We start from the raw sequence: 18,444 nt of genomic DNA on the forward strand, positions 1-18,444 counted from the left end.
GCCGGAATGATCGGAACACTCCTTGACAGCGCTCCGCGACTGATAGTCTCGCGATCGAGTCAAGAAGGGGTGCGCCGTGGCGGACAACCAAGAGCTCGGCAACCGGATCCGGCAGCTCCGGCGGGCCGCGAAACTCTCCCAGGCCGACCTGGCCGGGGACGACCTGTCGCCCAGCTACGTCTCCCTGCTGGAGGCGGGCAAGCGGGTGCCGACCACCCGCGTGGTCGAGCAGCTCGCCGAGCGGCTCGGCTGCGACCCGAAGGCGCTGCTCGGGCTGATGCCGCGCGCCCGCACCGAGGACATCGAGGTCGAGCTCCGCTACGCGGAGATCATGCTGCGCAACGGCGACAGCGAGGGCGCGCTGCGCGCCTACGAGAAGGTCTCCGCCGAGGCCTCGGACGCCGGCCAGGACGACATCGCCGCCCAGGCCGAACTCGGCACCGCCCAGGCGCTGGAGCTGTGCGGGCGGCTGGAGGAGGCCGTGGTGCGCTACGAACGGCTGCACGCCGGCGGCCGGCCCGCCCGGCAGGGCGCCGGCCGGCTCACCGTGGTGGTCGCGCTCTGCCGCTGCTACCGCGAGCTCGGCGACCTCGCGCACGCCGTCGACCTCGCCGAGACCACCCTCGCCGAGGTGCAGCGGCTCGGCCTGCTGCCCACCGTCACCGGCATGGAACTGCTGTCCACCCTGGTCGGGCTGCACTCCGAACGCGGCGACCTGCACCGCGCCTCCTACCTCGCCTCGCTCGGCCTGGAACAGGCCCGGCAGGTGGAGGACCCGAAGGCGCTCGGCGCCGTCTACTGGAACGCCAGCCTGGCGGCCCACCGCAGCGGCGACTCGGAGAACGCCCTGGTGCTGGTGCAGCGGGCGCTGGCGATCTACGCGGAGGGCGAGAACGAGCGGGCCGTCGCCCGCCTCCGCAACGCCTACGCCACCGTGCTGCTGCAGCGCGACGAACCCGACGTCGAGGCGGCCAGGGACCTGCTGCGCCGCAGCGCCGACACCCTCGTCCGCGAGGGCAGCAGCATCGACCTGGCGTACTGCGAGACCGCGATGGCCCGCGCCGAACTGCTCGCCGCCGACCCGGCGGCCGCGGCCGAGCACGCCCGCAGAGCCCTGGAACTGCTCGGCCCCGGCCACCGCCTGGAGACCGCCCGGACGCTGCTCGTCCTCGCCGCGGCACTCCAGGAGCAGGGCGACGAGGCCGGCGCCCGCGAGTCCTGCGAGCGGGGCGCGCTGATGCTGGAGGCGTCCGGCGCGGACCGGCAGGCCGCCTTCGCCTGGGCCGAGCTCGCCGAGATCCTCGACAGGGCCGGCGAGAGCGAACGGGCCGTGCACGCCTACCAGCAGGGCATGCGCTGCCTGGGGCGGCGGGGCAGCCTGCTGCCCCACCGCCCCGGTCCGGCCCGCCGCCGCTGATCAGCAGCAGGCCGGGAAGTCCCCGGTCGTCGCGTCGGTCGACACCACCGCGCCGTCCGCGGTGACCGCACCGCCGGCGACCGGCGACGCGGCCCACCCGAGGACGGCCAGCAGGGCGAGGACGAGGCCGGCACAGGCCGTTCCAACCGGGATTCGACGCATGACAACTCCTGAGTAACCGAGTGCGGGACGGGGGCCCGGCCGGTACGCCGGACACCCCGGTCGGAGCCTGCCGGGAATCCCCCGGACGGCTCCGGAAAGCACCCGCCGGAATGCTCTCCGGCGGTCTTCCGTGCCGTGGTCGACGGCACACAGGAACGCTATCCCGAGCACATCTACAACCGATGTACAACCCGATAAACGCCGCCCGTCCCGCGTGTGCGCCACCGGAATTCCGACCCCGGTGCGACGCGCGTCCGACCGGGGGCCGACAGAAAGGCGGACCGGAGATGAAGAAGGCGACGGAAATGCGGCGGGTCCTGCGGCGGGCGCTGCTCACCGGCGCGGCGGCGGCCGTGCTGCTGCTCGGCACCGCGGGCACCTCCCCCGCGGGCGCCGCCTCCGCGGACATCCCGATCGAGTCCTGGAACAACACCGGCGCCTCCGCCGGGGACACCTCCGGCGGGTCCTCGCCGCACACCGCGGACATCCACATCGGTTCGTGGAACAGCACCGGGGCCGACTACCACCGGCCGCCGACCGTCTCCTGACGCACCGCCCGCCGCCCGGCCGCTCCGGCCGGGCGGCGCACCCGGGTGCCGGGCACCGGGTACACCGCCCGACGGGCCCTCAGGCCGTCCGCGCCGCCACCAGGCCGGCCACCAGGTCCGCGTGGTGCGCGTCCACCGGCAGGCCGAGTCCGGTGAACAGCGCCCGGGCCCGCAGCAGGCAGGCCCGTGCCCGGCCCTCCTCGCCGAGCTCCGCCAGCGCGCGGCCCAGCGCCAGCAGCGCGTGCGCCTGGTCGCGTTCGGCGCCCAGGTCCTCGCAGGCGGCGAGGGCGGCCTCGGCGTGTTCCACCGCCTGCCGGAGCCGGCCCGCCGCCCGCAGGCTGTCGGCCAGCCGGTAGCGGGACTGCGCTGCCCGCACCTCCAGACCGAGGCCGGAGGCCAGCGCCATGCTGCGGCCGAACCACTCCGCGGCCTCCGGGTGGTCCCCCAGCGTGTGCAGGGCCAGGCCCAGCACGTACATCGCGTAGGCCCGGCCGGGGCCCTCCTCCGCAGGGCCGCCGGGCAGGCCCCGCGCCAGGTCCGCGAGCACCTCGCGGCAGACCGCCGCGCCCTCCTCGGCCCGGCCGCCGTACACCCGGGCCAGCGCGACGTTGACCCGGGTGGCCACCTCGCCGGCCCGGTGCCCCAGCCGGCGGGCCAGCTCGACCGCCTCGCCGTAGAGCGCGTCGGCCTCCTCGTAGTCCGCCAGGTACTGGGCGACCAGGCCGCCGTCGTTGAGCACCTGCCGCAGGATCGCGGTGTCGCCGGCCGCCCGGCTGGCGGCCGCGGCCAGCCGGGTCTGGCGGCGCGCCTCGGAGAGCCGGTGCAGGTCGAGCGCGATGTTGCCGCGCAGGAAGCGCGCCCGGCCCTCGGCACGGGCGTCGCCCCGCCGGACGGCCGCCTCGGCCAGCGCGTCCACCGCCTCGGTCAACGGCCCCCGATGCGGGCCGAGTTCGAACGGGCTCAGCATGACCAGCAGGTCGACCGCGTCGTTCAGCCGCTCCCGGTGGTCCGGGTCGGCGCCCTCCCCGTCCGGCGGCTCGGTGCCGATCCGGTGCGCCAGCGCGACGGCCGTCCCGGACTCCGCCGACACCCAGGCCTGCGCCGCGACGCGGTCGGCGAAGGACAGCCCGGCTGCCGACGGCCGGGCGAACACCCGGTCGATCTCGTCCCCCGGGCAGCCCTGCCGGAAGGCCTCGTACCCGGTCGCGGTCAGGAACCCGAGCAGCCGCTGCCGGGCGGCCGCGGCCTCGCCGGGGTCGGTGCGCCGCGAGGTCCGCTGCGCGAAGGAGCGCAGCAGGTCGTGGTACCGGTAGCGGCCGATCCGCAGCGACTCCACCATCCGGACATCCACCAGGGACTCCAGCAGGTCCTCGGCGTCGTCCCGGCCGACCGCGAGCACCGCCGCCGCGGCGTTCAGCCCGATGTCCGGCCCCGGCACCGCGGCCACCAGCCGGAAGGCCCGGGCCTGGTCCACCGAGAGCTGCCGGTAGCCGAGGGCGAACGCGGCCTCCACCGCGAGGTCGCCGATCCGCAGCTCGTCGATCCGGCGGACCTCCACCGCCAGCCGGTCGTTCATGCTGGCGACCGTCCACGCCGGGCGGGCCGCCAGCCGGGCCGCCACGATCCGCACCGCCAGCGGCAGGTGACCGCAGGCCGAGACGAGCCCGAGCGCGGCGGGCCGCTCGGCGGCCAGCCGCTCCGGACCGATCACCCGGCCGAGCAGGCCGAGCGCCTCCTCCGGGGTGAACAGCTCCAGGTCGGTGTGCAGGGTGGCGAGCGAACTCGCCGCCCCCGTACGGCTGGTGAGCAGGACGGCGGAGCCGGCGGTGCCGGGCAGCAGCGGGCGCACCGAGGCGGCCTCGTCCGCGTTCTCCAGCACCAGGAGCAGCCGGCGGTCCGCGAGCAGCGAGCGGAGCAGCGCGGACCTGTCCTCCGCACCGTCCGGCACCGCCTCCGGCGCGATGCCGAGCGCCGTCAGGAAGTTGGCCAGCACGGCCGCCGGACGGCCGCCGTCCGGGCCCTCCCCGCGCAGGTCCGCGTAGAGCTGGCCGTCCGGGAAGAACCGGCGGACCTGGTGGGCGACGTGGAGCGCCAGGGTGGTCTTGCCGACCCCGCCCATACCGGCCACCGACACGATCGCGGGCGACCCGTTCACCGGCGAGACCAGCGCCTCGCCCAGCGCCATCACCAGCGTCTCCCGTCCCACGAAGTCCGACGTGTCGGGCGGTAGTTGGCCGGGCACCGGCAGCACGGCGGCGGCCGGCCGCCGCGGCACCGGCGCTGCCGCGGCCCGCGGCGCGGGGGCCCGGACCGCGGGCTGCGACGGAGCGGCGGCCACGCTCCCGCCGGCCAGGATCCGGCGGTGCTCGGACTCCAGCTCGGCACCCGGCCCGATCCCCAACTCGCCCACCAGGGTGCGGCGTACGGTGCGGAAGGCGGCCAGCGCGTCGGCGGTGCGGCCGGCCTGCGCCAGCGCCCGCATCAGCAACAGGTGGACCCGCTCGCGCAACGGGTGCGCCGCGGCGAGCTCGGTCAGCTCGGGGACGCAGCGCCGGTGGCCGCCGAGCGCGAGGTCCAGGGCGATCCGCTCCTCCAGCAGCGCCAGCCGGCGGTCCGCGAGCAGCCGCCGCCACCGGTCGGCGAACGGCCCGGGGATGCCGGCGAGCGGTTCGCCCCGCCAGAACGCCAGTGCCGCGTCGAGGAGATCGCGCGCCTGGGCGGTCTCGCCGTCGGTGCTCGCCCGCTCGGCGCAGGCCGCCGCCTCCTCCGCGCGGAAGACGTCCACCGCGGAGGTCGGCAGGTCGAGCCGGTAGCCGTCGCCGCCGGTGGCCAGCACCTGGGGGCGCTCGCCGTCCTCCAGGACGCGCCGCCACCGCCAGGCGTACGTCCGGATGATGCCGGTGGCCGTGCCGGGCGGCTCGTCGCCCCAGATGGCCTCCGCCAACTCTCCCGCACCGACGGCGAGTCCGCGCCGCAGCAGGAGCACCGCCAGCATCGCCTGCTGCTGCGGGCCGCCCGTCCTGAGCTGCGCCGCCCCCCGCCGCACCTGCATCGGCCCCAGGACGGAGAGCCTGAGATCGTCCATGGATTCGTGCCCTTTGCCGCTGATCTGCCCCACCCCCGGGGTCAGGCTAGCCCCGGCCCCGGGCGGGCACCCCCGTCGATCGACTGGAATCCCGGGCACCCGGTCGACAGGACGCGGACAACCGGTGCCGCGGTTCGCGCCCCGCTCGTCCGGCCCTCGCCGGGCGCACCGCCGGCCGGACGCCCGGCCGACCCCCGGGACGCGCCCCCGCCCCGCACCGGCCCTGACGACCCGTCCGGGAACACGCCGGCGAGCTGAGCCGATCGAGTGAAGTCGACCATCCCCCGCGCGCCGCCCGGAACCTCGGATACGAAGAATCCCGGAACCCCGCCGAATTCGACCGACTTTACGATCTCCGGACCGCCCGGCATTGCCGTACGAATGCAGGCACTATTCCCGCGAAATCGATCACCGGGCGTATCCGGTTCCTTGCTCTGCGTCGCGGAGCCCCCGTAGTGTCCAGCTCCGTCGGACACCCGTCCGACCGGGGCGGCCGAGTCGCGGCCGCCCCGAGCGCAACCGTACGGAGAAATGGATCCCCATGATCGACATGTCCGTCCTGGAGACCGAGACCGCCGAGCTGCTGCCCAAGCGCGAGGCGCTGAGCCGCTTCAGCTTCAACCTCCACAAGACCACGGTCACCAAGCACGCCGTCGTCTACGCGGAGAACAACTCGGTCTCCTACAACGACCACTCCTGGGACTCCCTGGCGGCCTCGGAGGCGAAGCAGTACATCTCCATCCACCAGTGACGGATGCTCCGCCGCTGACGCCCCGCCGCCCAGCGTGGACGGCCCGGGTGCTGTGAACGGAAGGCGGCCGGCAGGGCAGCCGGCTCGCTGCCGGGCCCCCGACCGGCATTTCTGACCCGTTCACGGAAATCATGCGGAAAGTGTTTCCGGTGGCGCCGGAATCGCCGCCGGAAACACTTTCCGCACTTCCAACGACTGCCAGCCCGGAAGGTGACGTGACCGAGAGCGGACACGGCATCGGCAGCCGGACCCCCATGGCCGCGGAACGCCCGGCGACCGTCGGCGACACCCGACGGCCGGCCGTTCCCGACGCCTGGGCGCGGCCCGGCACCGAGCCTCCCACCGACCCACCGACCGACCCCGGCCAGGCCGGCCCCGCACCGCGGACCGCCGACGGCCCGCACCCCGCCGCCGACGCCCCGCACCGCGTGCCGCGCGACGTCCCGCACGGCACCGCCGAGGACGTGCCGCGGCCCGCCCCCGGGCTCACCCTGCAGGGCGAGTACCGCGACTCCGGCTTCACCACCCCCCGCTACCTCGTCCGGCGGGCCGACGGACAGATGGTCCAGCTCAGCCGGCTGCTCTACCTGGTGGTCGAGGCCCTGGACGGCACCCGCACCCGGCGCGAGATCGCCGAACTGGTCGGCGCCCGCTCCGGCCTGGAACTCGGCCCCGAGCACATCGCCCACCTCCTCGACCACAAGCTCCGCCCACTGGGCCTGCTCGCCCCGCCGGCCGGCAGCGCCGCGGCCGCACCCGTCCCGGTCACCGACCTGCTGCTCGCGCTGCGCGCCCACAAGGTGCTGCTGCGGCCGCCGTCGGTCGACACCGTGGCAGCCGCGCTGTCCTGGCTGCACCGGCCGGTCGCGGTGGCGACCGTCCTGCTGCTCACCGCCGCCGCCGACGTCTGGCTGTTCGCGGTGCACGGGGCGATGGCCCCCGTGCTGAACACCGTGCAGGAGCCGGCCCTGCTGCTCGCCGTCCTCGCGCTGACCGTGCTGTCCACCGTCTTCCACGAGTTCGGCCACGCCTCCGGCTGCCGCTACGGCGGCGGACGGCCCGGCTGCATCGGCTGCGGCATCTACCTGGTGTGGCCGGCGATGTACACCGACGTCACCGACGTGTACCGGCTGCGCCGGCCCGACCGGTTGCGCACCGACCTCGGCGGCGTCTACTTCAACGCGGTGTTCGTCGGCGTGCTGTTCGCCGCGTACTTCGCGACCGGCCGGGACTTCCTGCTGGCCGCCGTGTACGTGGCCCACTTCGAGATCGTCGAGCAGCTGCTGCCCGTGCTGCGGCTGGACGGCTACTACATCCTCGCCGACCTGGCCGGCGTCCCCGACCTGTTCGGCAAGGTCCGGCCGATCCTGCGCAGCATGCTGCCCCGGCGGCCCGTCCCACCCGAGATCGCGGGGCTGAAGCGCTCGTCCCGGGTGATCGTGACGGCGTGGGTGCTCGCCATGGTCCCGCTGCTGGTGGCCGAGGTCGCCTACGTGCTCTGGAACGCGCCCCGGCTGCTGCGCACGGCGGTGGACTCCTTCACCGGCCAACTCTCCGACACCGCCGACGCGTTCGCCGCAGGGGCACCCGCGGCCGCGGCGCTCGGCGTGATCGGCCTGGTCATGCTGCTGCTGCCGACCGCCGGACTGGTCTACCTGGTGGTGCGGCTCGCCCGGCGGGCCGGCCGCGCCGCCGCCCGCGCCCGCTTCACCCCGCGGGGCCGGGCGGTGCTGCTGCTGACGGCCGCCGCCTGCACCGGCGCGGCCCTCGCCCTCGCCTGGGGGCACCGGACCGCACCGGCCCCGCTCGCCCCGCGGCCACCGCCCGCCCGGGCACCGGCCCCCGGCCCGGCGCTCCGGACCGAACTCCCGGTCACCCCCTCCGCGGCACTCGCCCGCCCGTCCCCCGCCGCCTCCTCGACGACGGACGGCTCCACGGCCGCCGCCCCGAATCGCGGCCGGCCGAGTCCGGCACCCGCCCGGCCTCGGGCCGGCCGGACCACCCCCGCCGCCACGCCGACCTCCGCACCGCGCAGCACGGCCACCGCTGCGGCCGGCACGTCCCCGGCCCCCTCGCCGACCCCGTCGGCCCCGGCCGGCGGACCGGCGTCCGGCGAAGCCTCGGCGGCCGCCGCCCCGGCCTCCTCGCCCGCCTCGTCGCCCGCTTCCTCCCCCGCCCCCTGAGCCACCCCTCGAACCGCCTGGAGCACCTCGTGAACCGATCGCACCGCAGCACCCCGACCCGCCGGCTCGGCCGCCTCCTCCGCTCGGGCCCGCTCGTGCCCGCGGTGGCCGCCGCCGTCCTGCTGGTCGGACCGGCCGCCGCCACCGCGGACGCCAGCCAGGTCCGCTACGAGCGGACCAATGCCGTCAGCGTGGCGAGCCCGGTGCACACCCGCGACACCGACGTCGCCTTCGAGATCCGCCAGTTCGGCCGGACGGTCGGCGTCGACGTCGACAACCGGGCGATCGCCACCGCCCGGTACTGCAGCGAGGGGCAGCACTGCCGCGCCGTGGCCCTCTCCTTCCAGATCGTCACCACCGGCGGCAGCAACGTGCACGTCGACGCCGACAACAACAGCAAGGCGACCACCGTGCACTGCGCCGGTTGCCAGGCCGTGGCCGGCGCCTACCAGTTCGTCATCAACACCCCGCAGCCCGTCCGGCTCGGCCAGGACGCGCTGCGCGAACTGGCGGCGGTCGAGAAGGCCGTGCGCTCGGCCGCACGGACCCAGGACCCGGCGCAGCTGAAGGCCACCGTCGACGCGAAGGTCGTCGAGATCACCGACATCCTGCAGGCAGCCGTCGCCGCGCAGCCCGCCGCCCCGGCCGCCCCGTCGAACCGCAGCCTGGCCGAACGGCCCGGGGTGACGGTGCACCGGATGCTCGACGGCTGGCCGGGCAACGACTAGGAGCCGCCGTCACCCACGCACCCGGGCACGTGTCCTCGAAGGCGTACGGGGTGCACACCCCCGTGCCCTTTGAAGACGGTTCCTACGGTGTGCCCGACGGGCCGTCACCCCGGTTCCGCGCCGCTGCCTCGGCCCGCCGTCCGGGCGGCGGGGGCGGCGCGGTCGAGGCCCGGACGACCAGCCGGGTGGGCAGCAGCCGGCGCACCGGCTGCTGCTCGCCGCGGATCGCCGCGAGCAGCGCCCCGGCTGCCGTCCGGCCCTTGGCCTCGACGTCCTGCCGGACGGTGGTCAGGGCGGGCCTCGTCCGGGCGGCCTCGGCGAGGTCGTCGAAGCCCACCACCGACACCTCGCCGGGCACGTCCACGCCGAGGTCGCGCAGCGCCTCCAGGGCGCCGAAGGCCAGGATGTCGGAGAGTGCCAGGATCGCGGTCGGCGGCTCGGGCCCGGCCATCCACCGCCGGACGGTGCGTTCGCCGTCGGCGCGGCTGATCGGCACCTCGGCCAGCTCGACGTCCGCCATGGTGCGGCCGGCCTCGGCGAGCCCGTCGGCGAGGCCCGCGAGGCGGCGGGCGAGCGGGCCGCGGTAGCCGCGGACGGCGGTGTCCGGCCCGGGGTCGAAGGAGAGCACGGCGATCCGGCGGTGGCCGAGCCCGACCAGGTGGCGGACGGCCTCCCGGGTGCCGCGCCGGTCGTCGACGTCCACGCCGGGTGCCTCGGACTGCGGGTCGCCGTCGACCAGCACCACCGGGGTCCGGTGGCGGGCGAGTTCGGCGACCTCGCCGCGGTCGGTCTCCAGTCCGCAGACCACGAAGCCGTCCACGGCGGCGTACGGGATCGCTTCGAGCATGGATTCCCGCAGCGGCGGGGTGAGCAGCAGGGTGTACCCCTCGCGGTCGCACACCTCGCCGACGCCGCGCAGGAATTCGGTGTAGTAGGGGTTGCGCAGGATCGCCGCGAGGCCCTGCGGCAGCAGCACGCCGAGGGCGCGGGTCTGCCCGGCGCGCAGCATCCGGGCGAGCGGGCTGGGCCGGTAGCCGAGTTCCTCGGCGACGGCGAGGATGCGCTCGCGGGTCGCCCGGGACAGCTGGTCCGGGCTGTTGAACGCGAAGGAGACCGCGGTGCGGGAGTATCCCGCCGCGGCCGCCACGTCCCCGGCGGTCGGTTTGCCCCGTCCGCCGCCGGTTCTCCCTCCGGGCATGGTGGTGCCCTCTCCTCTCTCCCCCGCGTTCGCCCGTGCCCCGTCGTCCGGTCCGGTCCTGCGGGTGCCGGCGGGCGGGGAGCCCCGCCCGCCGGCACCCGGCGACCGCTACTTCAGGTACGGGCCGTCGGTGCCGATCTTGCCCGGGGCGGCGTTCTTGCCGCCGAGGTCGAGCACGTAGACCCGCAGGTTGCCCTTGCCGGGCGCGGCGACCGTCAGGGTGCCGTTGGTGACGGTCCTCACGTCACCGGTGACGGCGTCCTTGTAGGTGCCGTTGGGGATCCCGCCGTAGGTGGCGCCGTCGGTGACGGCGACCAGGGCGAAGCTGTCCACGCCGGTGGCGGTGTCGGTGTAGCGGCGCTTGAAGTTCATGCCGCCGCCGCTGATGCCGTCGGTGGAGTACTGGCCCGTCTGCAGGGCAGGGACCGCCCGGCGGATCTGGTTGAGCCGCTGCAGCTGCTTGACCAGCGGCTGCTGCAGGGTGGTGGCGACGGCACCGGTGGCGACGGAGACCACCGAGTAGTCGCTCGCCGTGACCGTGCCGGCGATCTTGTCGCCGTAGTAGGCGCGGCCGGTGGTGGCGAGCGGGCAGGACGGGCCGCAGTCGATCTGCTTGCCGGCCTGGAACTCGATCTCCGAGCCGTAGTACAGCGTCGGGATGCCGCGGAAGGTCCACATCAGGGCCATGTTCTCGGCCCAGGCGTCGGTGCCGCCCGCGTACCGGGTGCTGGACTTGTTCGGGCCGAAGTCGTGGCTGTCCACGTACACCACGTTGTAGGTGGCGTCGTTGTAGCTGTCGTCCGAGTCCTTGCCGTTGGAGTAGGCGTTGTGGGCGTCCCCGAAGTTCATGTGCATCCGCATGTCGATGACGTTCATGCCGGAGAACTGCGAGTGGTCCGGGGTGTGGTACGCGTTGCCGTCGAGGAAGGCGTTGGTGGAGGTGGGCTGGTTGCCGGTGCCGAGCTGCTCCTCGTAGGTGTACTGGTCGAGGGCGGCCTGCACGTCGTCGGCGGTGTAGTCCTTGCGCTCCTTCCAGGTGAAGAACTGGGCGGAGTGGTTCACCGAGCCGCGGTTCCACTTGTCGTTGACGAACGCGCCGACCTCGCCGAAGACGAAGAAGTTCTGCGCCTTCGCCGGGCCCCAGTCCCGGGTGACCCGCTGCTGGATCGCGGGCAGGAAGCGGCGGTTCCAGGTGACCCGCGGCACGTGCACGGCGGTGTCGATCCGGAAGCCGTCCACGCCCATGTCGATGTACTTGTCGTAGGCGCCGATCAGGTAGTTCTGCACCTCGGGGCTCTCGGTGTTGAAGTCCGCGAGGTCCTCGTGCAGCCAGCAGGAGCGCGAGTCCTCGCCCTCCCAGTTGCCGATCCAGCACCGGTGGTAGTACTTCGACGGGAACATGCCCGAAGTCGGCGACGGCCACTGGCAGTTGTAGACGGTGTAGCCCTCGGCGCTCTTGTTGCCGGTGGGCGTGCCCCAGCCGACGCAGGTGGAGCCGGCCGGCTTCTCGGTCGACCACAGGTCGCCGTTGTACCAGGACTTGCCGGTCTTCGGGTCGATCGTCAGGCCGTCGTACTCGAAGCCGGTCTGCTTCTCGTCGTAGTACCAGGACCACTGGGAGTCCCGGACGCCGTACACGGCCGGCACGAACAGGCCCTTGGCGCCCCACCGGGAGCTGTGGTTGTAGACCACGTCCTGGTAGATCTTGATGCCCTTGGCGTGCGCGGCGTTGATCAGGTCCTGGTACGAGGCGCCGGCGGACTCCAGCCGCGGGTCGACCTTGTAGAAGTCCCAGCCGTGGTAGCCGTGGTAGTCGTAGTCGGAGCGGTTGAGGACGACCGGGGTGATCCAGATCGCCGAGAAGCCGAGGCCCTTGACGTAGTCGAGCTTCTGGACGAGGCCCTTGAAGTCGCCGCGGAACATCGGGTCGTTGTTGGCCGCGTTGCCGGACTTCACGTCCTGGCTTCCGCCGCGGTTGTTGCTGCTGTCGCCGTCGTTGAAGCGCGCGGTGAGGACGAAGTAGATCGGGTCCTTGCGCGGGTCGGTGCCGATCATCTCGCCGTCGGCGGGCTGCGGCGGGGCCGTCCCGGTGGTGGCCACGGCCGCGGCGGAGGCCGCGGAGAGGTTCCCGGCCGCGTCCTGCGCCCTGACGGTGTAGGTGTAGACGGTGGTGGCGTCGAGGCCGGTGTCCGAGTACACCGTGGAGCCGGTGTTCACCACGACGGTGCCCCGGGTGCCGCCGGTGCGGGTGACCTGGTAGCCCGTCACCGCCTTGTCGTCGGTGGACGGGTCCCAGGTGAGGACGATCGAGGTGTTGGTGGCGGTGGCCGCGACGTTGCCCGGCACGGTCGGCGCGGTGGTGTCCGGCACCACGGCGGCGCACGGGTCGGCGGCGTTCGCGGTGACCTTGCCGTTCTGCACCGTCACCGTGCCGGACGGGACGACGTAGTTGGCGCCGTTGTTGTTGTCCCAGGTGCCGTTGCCGTTGTTGAAGGTCGCGGCCATCGTCGCGGCGGAGCCCAGCGGGACCGTCTTCTTGAACCAGCCGGTGCAGGCGGCGTCCATGCCGATGCCGGGCACGGCCGTCCAGGCGCCGCCGGCCGGTGCGTAGTGCAGGTTGACGGTGCTCCAGCCGACCACCGCGGTGGAGTAGTAGACCGTCGAGGTGGTGCCGGTGGGGGTCGGACCGGGCGAGGGGGCGGTGCCGCCGCCCGCGCACGGGTCGCTGTGGGCGATCACGCCGTCCTTGACGGTGATCGAGCCGGTGCCCAGGGCGTAGTTGCGGCCACCGTTGTTGTCCCAGGTGCCGGAGCCGTTGTTGAAGGTGGCCTGCAGCCCGGTGGCGGAGCCGAGGTCGACCGTCTTCTTCACCCAGTCCGTGCAGGCCGCCTCCATGGCGACGCCCGGAACGGTCGTCCAGCTGCCGCCGTCCGGGGCCCAGTGCAGGTTGTACGTCGACCAGTTGCGGGTCTTGGTGTAGTAGAAGACGGTCGCCGTGTTGGAGGCCGTGGCCTCGGTGGTGGCCGCGTTCGCCGCGCCGCCCAGTGGCGCCGTGGACAGCAGCGTGGCCGCGAGACCGGCCGCCGCGGTCAGGGCGACGGCCGTGGGCCGCCGCCGGTGACGTGATCGCGATGTCACAGTGAACCCCTCGGGTGGTGCCGCAGGCAGGGGGGAACCCGGCTCCACCGCACCCGGGGACACGGGAGCAGCGTGGGGGACGGAGACACGGGGCTGCCGGAGCGGCAGGAACAGGTGGGTGGGTGGTGCGGGGTCGTGCGGGACGGTGCGGCGGCGCGGGCAGGGGGCCGGCGGCCGGGCGTCTGCGTGCGGCTCCCCGAGCCGGCGGATGCGCCGGCTCCCCGGGTGGGAGGCCGCGGTGGGCGGCCGCTCCACCGCGGCCGCCGCTCCTTGCGCAATTCACCGCAAGAAGCATCAGGAGATTACCGAGCGACAACCCCTCTGTAAACCCTCACCGCAGCGGTCCGGACGCACGGCGCAACCGTTCTGACCTGCCGTCGGATTTCTGAATCGAGCCAGAACGGCCTCTGGCCCGATTCAGGAAGAAATGTCTTGCAGAAACTTTCAGATTTCCCCGGCGAACACCTTGACCCGCCCTTTGCCGCCACGGCATTGTCCTCAGCGACCGGCACCACCCCTGCCGGCCGCCAGCCCGCCGGTCTCCCCCACGCCCGGCGGGCCGCGGGCCCCACCACCCGCAGCCGACACCCTTCCCCCGCACACCGACGCCGGGCCGCCCGGCGCCCGCTCCCCCACCACCACCCGCCGCCGGGCGGCCGGCCCGTGCCGTCAGCGGCCGCGGGGCTTTCCGCGCCGCGCACCGCCCGATCCGCCGGAGGCCCCGGCGCCGCCCCGCGCCCGGCCGCCGGCCGCCGCGGGCCGCTTCGGCTTCTGCTGCTGCGTCTTCTGCTGCTTCTGCCGTTGCTGCTGCCCCGGCTTCTGCTTCGCGTCGGTCCGCTGCTGCGCGGCGGGCTTCTCCTGGGGCTGGGCCCCGCGGCCGCGCGAACTGTTCACCGTCCGCCCGCGGACGATGCCGATGAACTCCTCGACCAGGTCGGTGGTCCGGTCCTCGCGCCAGGAGAGCACCACCTGCGACTGCGGCACGTCCGCGAGCGTCCGGTAGGTGAGGTCACGGCGGTGGTGGAGCCGCGCCAGCGACTGCGGCACCGCCAGCACGCCGATGCCGGCCGCCACCAGCTCGATCGCGTCGGCGGTGGTCGCCGGCCGCTCGAAGGCGGGCAGGCCCGGCAGGCTCTCCCAGCCGATGGTGTCGTCCAGCGGGTGCAGCACGACCTCCTCGGCCAGGTCCGCCACCGCGACCTCCTCGGCCGCGGCCAGCCAGTGGTCCTTGGGGATCACCACGACCGTGGTCTCGGTGTAGAGCGGGATCGCGCTCAGCACCGTCCGGTCCACCGGCAGCCGCACCAGGCCCGCGTCCGCCCCGCCGGACACCAGCACCTCGGTGCCGCCCTCCGCGGGAACGGCCACCAGCGCGAGCGGAACGTCGGGCAGCCTCTCCCCCCAGACACGGATCCACTTGGTGGGGGTCACGCCCGGAACGTACGCCAGCCGGAAGGAGGAGGGGGTCGCCTGCATCTCAGTCACGCAGCCCAGGCTACCCACCGTGATCGGGGCGGGCCTCCGCTCGCTTACCCTTGTCCCTATGACATCGCGCAAGCCCCGGACGATCCAGACGATGAAGCCCGCCACGGCGGCCAAGAAGCTGGGCGTCTACCTCGAGGCCACCCCCGACGAGTTCCGGGAGGGCGTGGTCTCCCGTGACGAGCTGAACGCGCTGCAGACCGAGCCCCCCGCGTGGCTGGAGGAGCTGCGCCGCAACGGCCCGCACCCCCGCCAGGTGGTCGCGGCCCGGCTCGGCGTCTCCGTCTCCGGCCTGGCCCGCGGCGGCGTCAGCGAGGCGCTCACCACCGAGCAGATCGAGGCCCTCCGGGAGGAGAACCCGGAGTGGCTTCAGAAGGAGCGCACGATCCAGGCCGAGGTCCGCCGCGAGACCGTGCGGATCAAGGAGAAGCAGGCCAAGGAGGCGAAGCAGGCCCAGCAGGCCTCCGCCCGCAAGGACCGCTGAGGCCGCACGCCCCGGCACCGCACCGCATTCCACGGGCCCGTCCGGCACCTGCCGGACGGGCCCCGCGCATGCCGGCGGCGGCCGGCACGCCCGCCGCGGGGCCGCCGCCGCCCAGGGGAAGGAGGGCGGCGGCGGCCCGGCGGCGACGCACTGCGTCAGCAGGTGCCGCTGTCGCGCCACACGGCCCAGGAGCCGGGGTCGTTCGGCACCGCGCCGGTCGAGTAGTAGACGGCGCTGTACTTGTGGCCCGCGTAGCCGACGGCGTCACCGGGCACGTACGACCTCGCCGCGCTCCAGGCGGCCGGGCAGGCCGTGCCGCCGCCCCCGCCGCCGGTGGCGGTGGTGGTCGCGGTGACGGCGGCGGACCGGGCGCCCGCCTTCCCCGCGGAGTCGACGGCGGCGACCGTGTACCGGTAGCCGGTACCGGCACCGAGGCCGGTGTCGCTGTACGAGGCGCCGGAGGCCGTGCCGACCTTCGTCCCGCCGCGGTAGACGGCGTACGAGGACGCTCCCTGGACGGCCGTCCAGGCGAGCGAGACGCTGCTCGCGGTGGTGGCGGTGGCGTGCAGCCCCGTGGGGGCGGGCAGGGCGGTCGTCCCACCGGCGCCGCCCGTACCACCGGTGCCGCCGGTACCGCCCGTGCCGCCTCCGGAGCCGACGAACTTCCAGGTGATCCCGGAGACCACGCCGACGTTCAGGTCGGCGAGCTTCTGGAAGGCGGTCTTGCTGAGGTCGATGTGCTCGGCGCTGCAGGAGGGGCACTTGTCCCTGACCGGGACGGTGATCGTCCTGCCCTGGTAGCTGACCTGCACGGAGATGCCCTTGCAGAGGTCGTCGTTGTTCGGGTTCGCCGAGGTCCACCACGAGGTGGAGACGGCGACCAGGTCCTCGGCGGCCGCGTTGATCGCCGTCCCGCAGGCCCCGAACCCGGCGTCGTCGTACCAGGTCATCTTGCCGGTCCTGGACTCGCCGACCGGTATCGAGGCCAGCGCCGAGCCGATGCCGAACACCGTGAGCATCAGGGCGCCGACCAGACCGGCGATCCACCGCCGGCGGATCCGTTTCGGAGCGGAGTGCACGCGTCCTCCTGGAGGGATGGGGGTGGAGTCTCGTCGTGCCCGGCGGATCCGCACACAGCCCCGACTGACTGGTCACCATCAATAACCAACCCCGACCCGCTCGGTCAACACCCGCCCGCCGCCGCCACGTTGGCCGCCCGAACCCGTTCCCCGTCCGTCACCGCAGGTCACGGCCACCGCAGCCCGCCCACCGCACCCGGACGGCCGCCCCCACGGCCGGAACAGCCTTATGCGCCCGTTAAGTTCGCCACAAGGTCGGCACGGCGCGCACATCCCGCCGGGCGCAGGGAGGGACGTGCGCACGACGACGGCCGTTCACCCCTCCTGGCTCCTGTGGTGCTCGGCACGGAGCGAACGGCTGGGCGGTCGGCGAAAATTCCGGGGAACCGCTGCGGCGGTGCGGACACCAGGACAGTGTGGAGTCTTCATTGCCCCGTCAGCAGGATCCGGTCGGCGATCGCCGGGCCTTCGCCGCGCTCTTCGACGAGCACGCCCGGACGGTGTTCGCGCACGCGGCCAGATCGACCGGTGACCGGCATGTCGCCGACGACGTGGTGTCCCTGACGTTCCTGGAGGCCTGGCGGCTGCGGGACAAGCTGCGCGGCGAGGTCCTCCACCCGCGGGCCTGGTTACTGGGGATCGCCACCAACGTGCTGCGCAACACCGCCCGGGCGGCCCGCAGGCACCGCGCGGCGATGGCCCGGATGCCGGCCCGCGAGCCGGTCCCGGACTTCGCCGACGAGGTGGTCGGCAGGATCGCGGATGCCGACACGGCCGCCGCCGCCCTCCGGGCGCTCGGGCAACTGCGGCGCAACGAGCGCGAGGTGTTCACGCTCGTGGTGTGGTCGGGCCTGGGCTATGCGGAGGCCGCGCAGGCGCTCGGGGTGCCGGTGGGCACGGTGCGCTCGCGGCTGTCCCGGGCGCGGGAGAAGCTCCGCCGAAGCGTCGAGGCGCAGGAGACACCAGATCGAAAAACCGTGGAACCGCGGCGCGGCCGCGGACACCACCTCGATGACAGCCGTCCGTCCGCCGGGAGGAAGCCGTGAACACCGCACGTGGGCACCGCGACGAGCGGGACGAGCACAGCGAGCGCCAGGAACTGGCGCGCCTGCTGCCGCCCCCGCCGCACCCGGAGATGGCACCGGAGCCGTTGAAGGAGTTCCTGTTGAACGAGATCGACCTGCACCACCGGGCCCCCGTACCCGCCCGCGCCGCACGACGCTGGCCGCGCCTGCTCGTGGTGACCGCCATCGCCACCGCCGCGGCCGTCGCCGTCGTGGTGAGCACCCAGGGCGGCGGCACGCCGACACAGACGGCCCCGCCGGCCACCGCGGCCTCCGTCCAGCTCCTGGACCGCGTCGCCCAGGCCGCCTACACCCAGCCACAGACCCAGGCCCGCGACAGCCAGTACTCCTACGTCAAGACGGTCGGCCACAGCACCTCGCTCAGCGAGGCCACCGGCGGCGGAATGCAGCGCGCCACCACCACCGAGAACCTGGAGCAGTGGGTCGCCGTCGACGGCACCCGGCCCGGACTCCAGCGCGGCACCGCCGGCGAGAAGCAGATCCCCGCCCCCGGCGGCGGCTCCCTCGACTCGCCCACCTACAAGCTCCTCGCCGCCCTGCCCACCGACCCCGAGGCCCTGCTCAAGCAGATCTACGCCGACGCCGACCTCAACCACGGCACCGGCTCCGGATCCACCACCGGACCCGACCAGGAGGCCTTCACCACCATCGGCGACCTGCTGCGCCGCTCGGTCGCACCGCCCGAGGTCAGCGCCGCCCTCTATCGCGCCGCCGGGCAGATCCCCGGAGTGACGACCGTCGACGACGCCGTCGACGCCACCGGCCGGCACGGCATCGCCGTCGCCCGCACCCACAACGACGAGCGCTCCGAATGGATCTTCGACAAGCAGACGCTGCGCCTACTCGGGGAGCGCACCGTCCTGCTCAAGGACGGCCCCTGGGGCAAGGCCGGCGACGAGGTGACCTCGGTCGCCGTCGTCGCCCGTGGCCTCGTCGACGCTCCCGGCCTCACCCCGAACGGGAGTTGATGCCGGACACCGAGCGCGGACGGACGGAAGGGCCGGAGGCTGCTGCCTCCGGCCCCGCCCGGCCGGCCCCGGGGGGGGGGGGCCCGGGGGGGAAGACCCCCCGGGCGCGGGGGGGGGGGTAAAGGGCCCCCGGGAC

14 protein-coding genes are annotated in these 18,444 nt (G+C 74.4%); 8 read left to right on the plus strand and 6 right to left on the minus strand.

Annotated features, from left to right (window positions below):
• The first annotated feature begins 76 nt into the window (after positions 1–76).
• Positions 77–1,417: a helix-turn-helix transcriptional regulator gene (locus tag AB0442_RS26325; RefSeq protein ID WP_366165808.1), complete on the plus strand. Its 1,341-nt coding sequence runs from the start codon at positions 77–79 to the stop codon at positions 1,415–1,417.
• Here AB0442_RS26325 and AB0442_RS26330 read toward each other — a convergent pair whose 3' ends face one another.
• Positions 1,418–1,579, minus strand: coding sequence for a hypothetical protein (locus AB0442_RS26330; protein WP_344627602.1), 162 nt, complete (start codon positions 1,577–1,579; stop codon positions 1,418–1,420). It lies immediately after the preceding gene.
• A gap of 287 nt (positions 1,580–1,866) precedes the next feature.
• Between AB0442_RS26330 and AB0442_RS26335 the strand changes: the two genes are divergently transcribed.
• Positions 1,867–2,127 carry a hypothetical protein gene (locus AB0442_RS26335; protein WP_366165810.1) on the plus strand — a complete coding sequence of 87 codons (261 nt, stop codon included), beginning with the start codon at positions 1,867–1,869 and terminating at the stop codon, positions 2,125–2,127.
• A gap of 79 nt (positions 2,128–2,206) precedes the next feature.
• On the opposite strand, the gene AB0442_RS26340 is transcribed toward AB0442_RS26335, so the two are convergent.
• On the minus strand, positions 2,207–5,212 hold the full coding sequence (locus AB0442_RS26340) for a BTAD domain-containing putative transcriptional regulator (RefSeq protein WP_366165812.1): 3,006 nt from the start codon (positions 5,210–5,212) through the stop codon (positions 2,207–2,209).
• 541 nt (positions 5,213–5,753) lie between these two features.
• On the opposite strand from AB0442_RS26340, the gene AB0442_RS26345 reads away from it, so the two are divergent.
• The 3 genes from AB0442_RS26345 (at position 5,754) to AB0442_RS26355 (ending at position 8,874) form a co-directional block, all read left to right on the plus strand.
• Positions 5,754–5,963, plus strand: a complete 210-nt coding sequence (locus AB0442_RS26345) for a hypothetical protein (RefSeq protein ID WP_263103044.1) — start codon at positions 5,754–5,756, stop codon at positions 5,961–5,963.
• Between the two features lie 215 nt (positions 5,964–6,178).
• Positions 6,179–8,146, plus strand: coding sequence for a hypothetical protein (locus AB0442_RS26350; protein WP_366165813.1), 1,968 nt, complete (start codon positions 6,179–6,181; stop codon positions 8,144–8,146).
• 29 nt (positions 8,147–8,175) lie between these two features.
• Positions 8,176–8,874: a hypothetical protein gene (locus AB0442_RS26355; RefSeq protein WP_366165815.1), complete on the plus strand. Its 699-nt coding sequence runs from the start codon at positions 8,176–8,178 to the stop codon at positions 8,872–8,874.
• Between the two features lie 82 nt (positions 8,875–8,956).
• Here the strand turns inward: AB0442_RS26355 and AB0442_RS26360 are convergent, their stop codons facing one another.
• From AB0442_RS26360 to AB0442_RS26370, 3 genes are all read right to left on the minus strand, one after another.
• Positions 8,957–10,072 (minus strand): LacI family DNA-binding transcriptional regulator, encoded by a 1,116-nt coding sequence (locus AB0442_RS26360; RefSeq protein ID WP_366165817.1) that lies wholly within the window; start codon positions 10,070–10,072, stop codon positions 8,957–8,959.
• 108 nt (positions 10,073–10,180) lie between these two features.
• Positions 10,181–13,210: a carbohydrate binding domain-containing protein gene (locus tag AB0442_RS26365; protein ID WP_366165819.1), complete on the minus strand. Its 3,030-nt coding sequence runs from the start codon at positions 13,208–13,210 to the stop codon at positions 10,181–10,183.
• Positions 13,211–13,879: 669 nt separating this feature from the next.
• On the minus strand, positions 13,880–14,695 hold the full coding sequence (locus tag AB0442_RS26370; protein WP_366165821.1) for a LysR substrate-binding domain-containing protein: 816 nt from the start codon (positions 14,693–14,695) through the stop codon (positions 13,880–13,882).
• Positions 14,696–14,753: 58 nt separating this feature from the next.
• Between AB0442_RS26370 and AB0442_RS26375 the strand changes: the two genes are divergently transcribed.
• Complete coding sequence (locus tag AB0442_RS26375; RefSeq protein ID WP_366165823.1) at positions 14,754–15,176, plus strand: DUF5997 family protein; 423 nt, start codon at positions 14,754–14,756, stop codon at positions 15,174–15,176.
• Between the two features lie 155 nt (positions 15,177–15,331).
• On the opposite strand, the gene AB0442_RS26380 is transcribed toward AB0442_RS26375, so the two are convergent.
• Entirely contained in the window at positions 15,332–16,255 is a 924-nt protein-coding gene (locus tag AB0442_RS26380; RefSeq protein ID WP_366165825.1) for a cysteine/serine endopeptidase inhibitor, read from the minus strand.
• A gap of 428 nt (positions 16,256–16,683) precedes the next feature.
• On the opposite strand from AB0442_RS26380, the gene AB0442_RS26385 reads away from it, so the two are divergent.
• Both AB0442_RS26385 and AB0442_RS26390 read left to right on the plus strand, forming a co-directional pair.
• Positions 16,684–17,301 carry an RNA polymerase sigma factor gene (locus AB0442_RS26385; RefSeq protein WP_366165827.1) on the plus strand — a complete coding sequence of 206 codons (618 nt, stop codon included), beginning with the start codon at positions 16,684–16,686 and terminating at the stop codon, positions 17,299–17,301.
• A complete protein-coding gene (locus tag AB0442_RS26390) occupies positions 17,298–18,308 on the plus strand; it encodes a CU044_5270 family protein (RefSeq protein WP_366165829.1) in 1,011 nt (336 codons plus the stop codon). Before AB0442_RS26385 ends, AB0442_RS26390 begins: the two co-directional genes overlap by 4 nt.
• The last annotated feature ends 136 nt before the right edge of the window (positions 18,309–18,444 follow it).

Source organism: Kitasatospora sp. NPDC085895 (assembly GCF_040702125.1).
GTDB lineage: Bacteria > Actinomycetota > Actinomycetes > Streptomycetales > Streptomycetaceae > Kitasatospora > Kitasatospora arboriphila.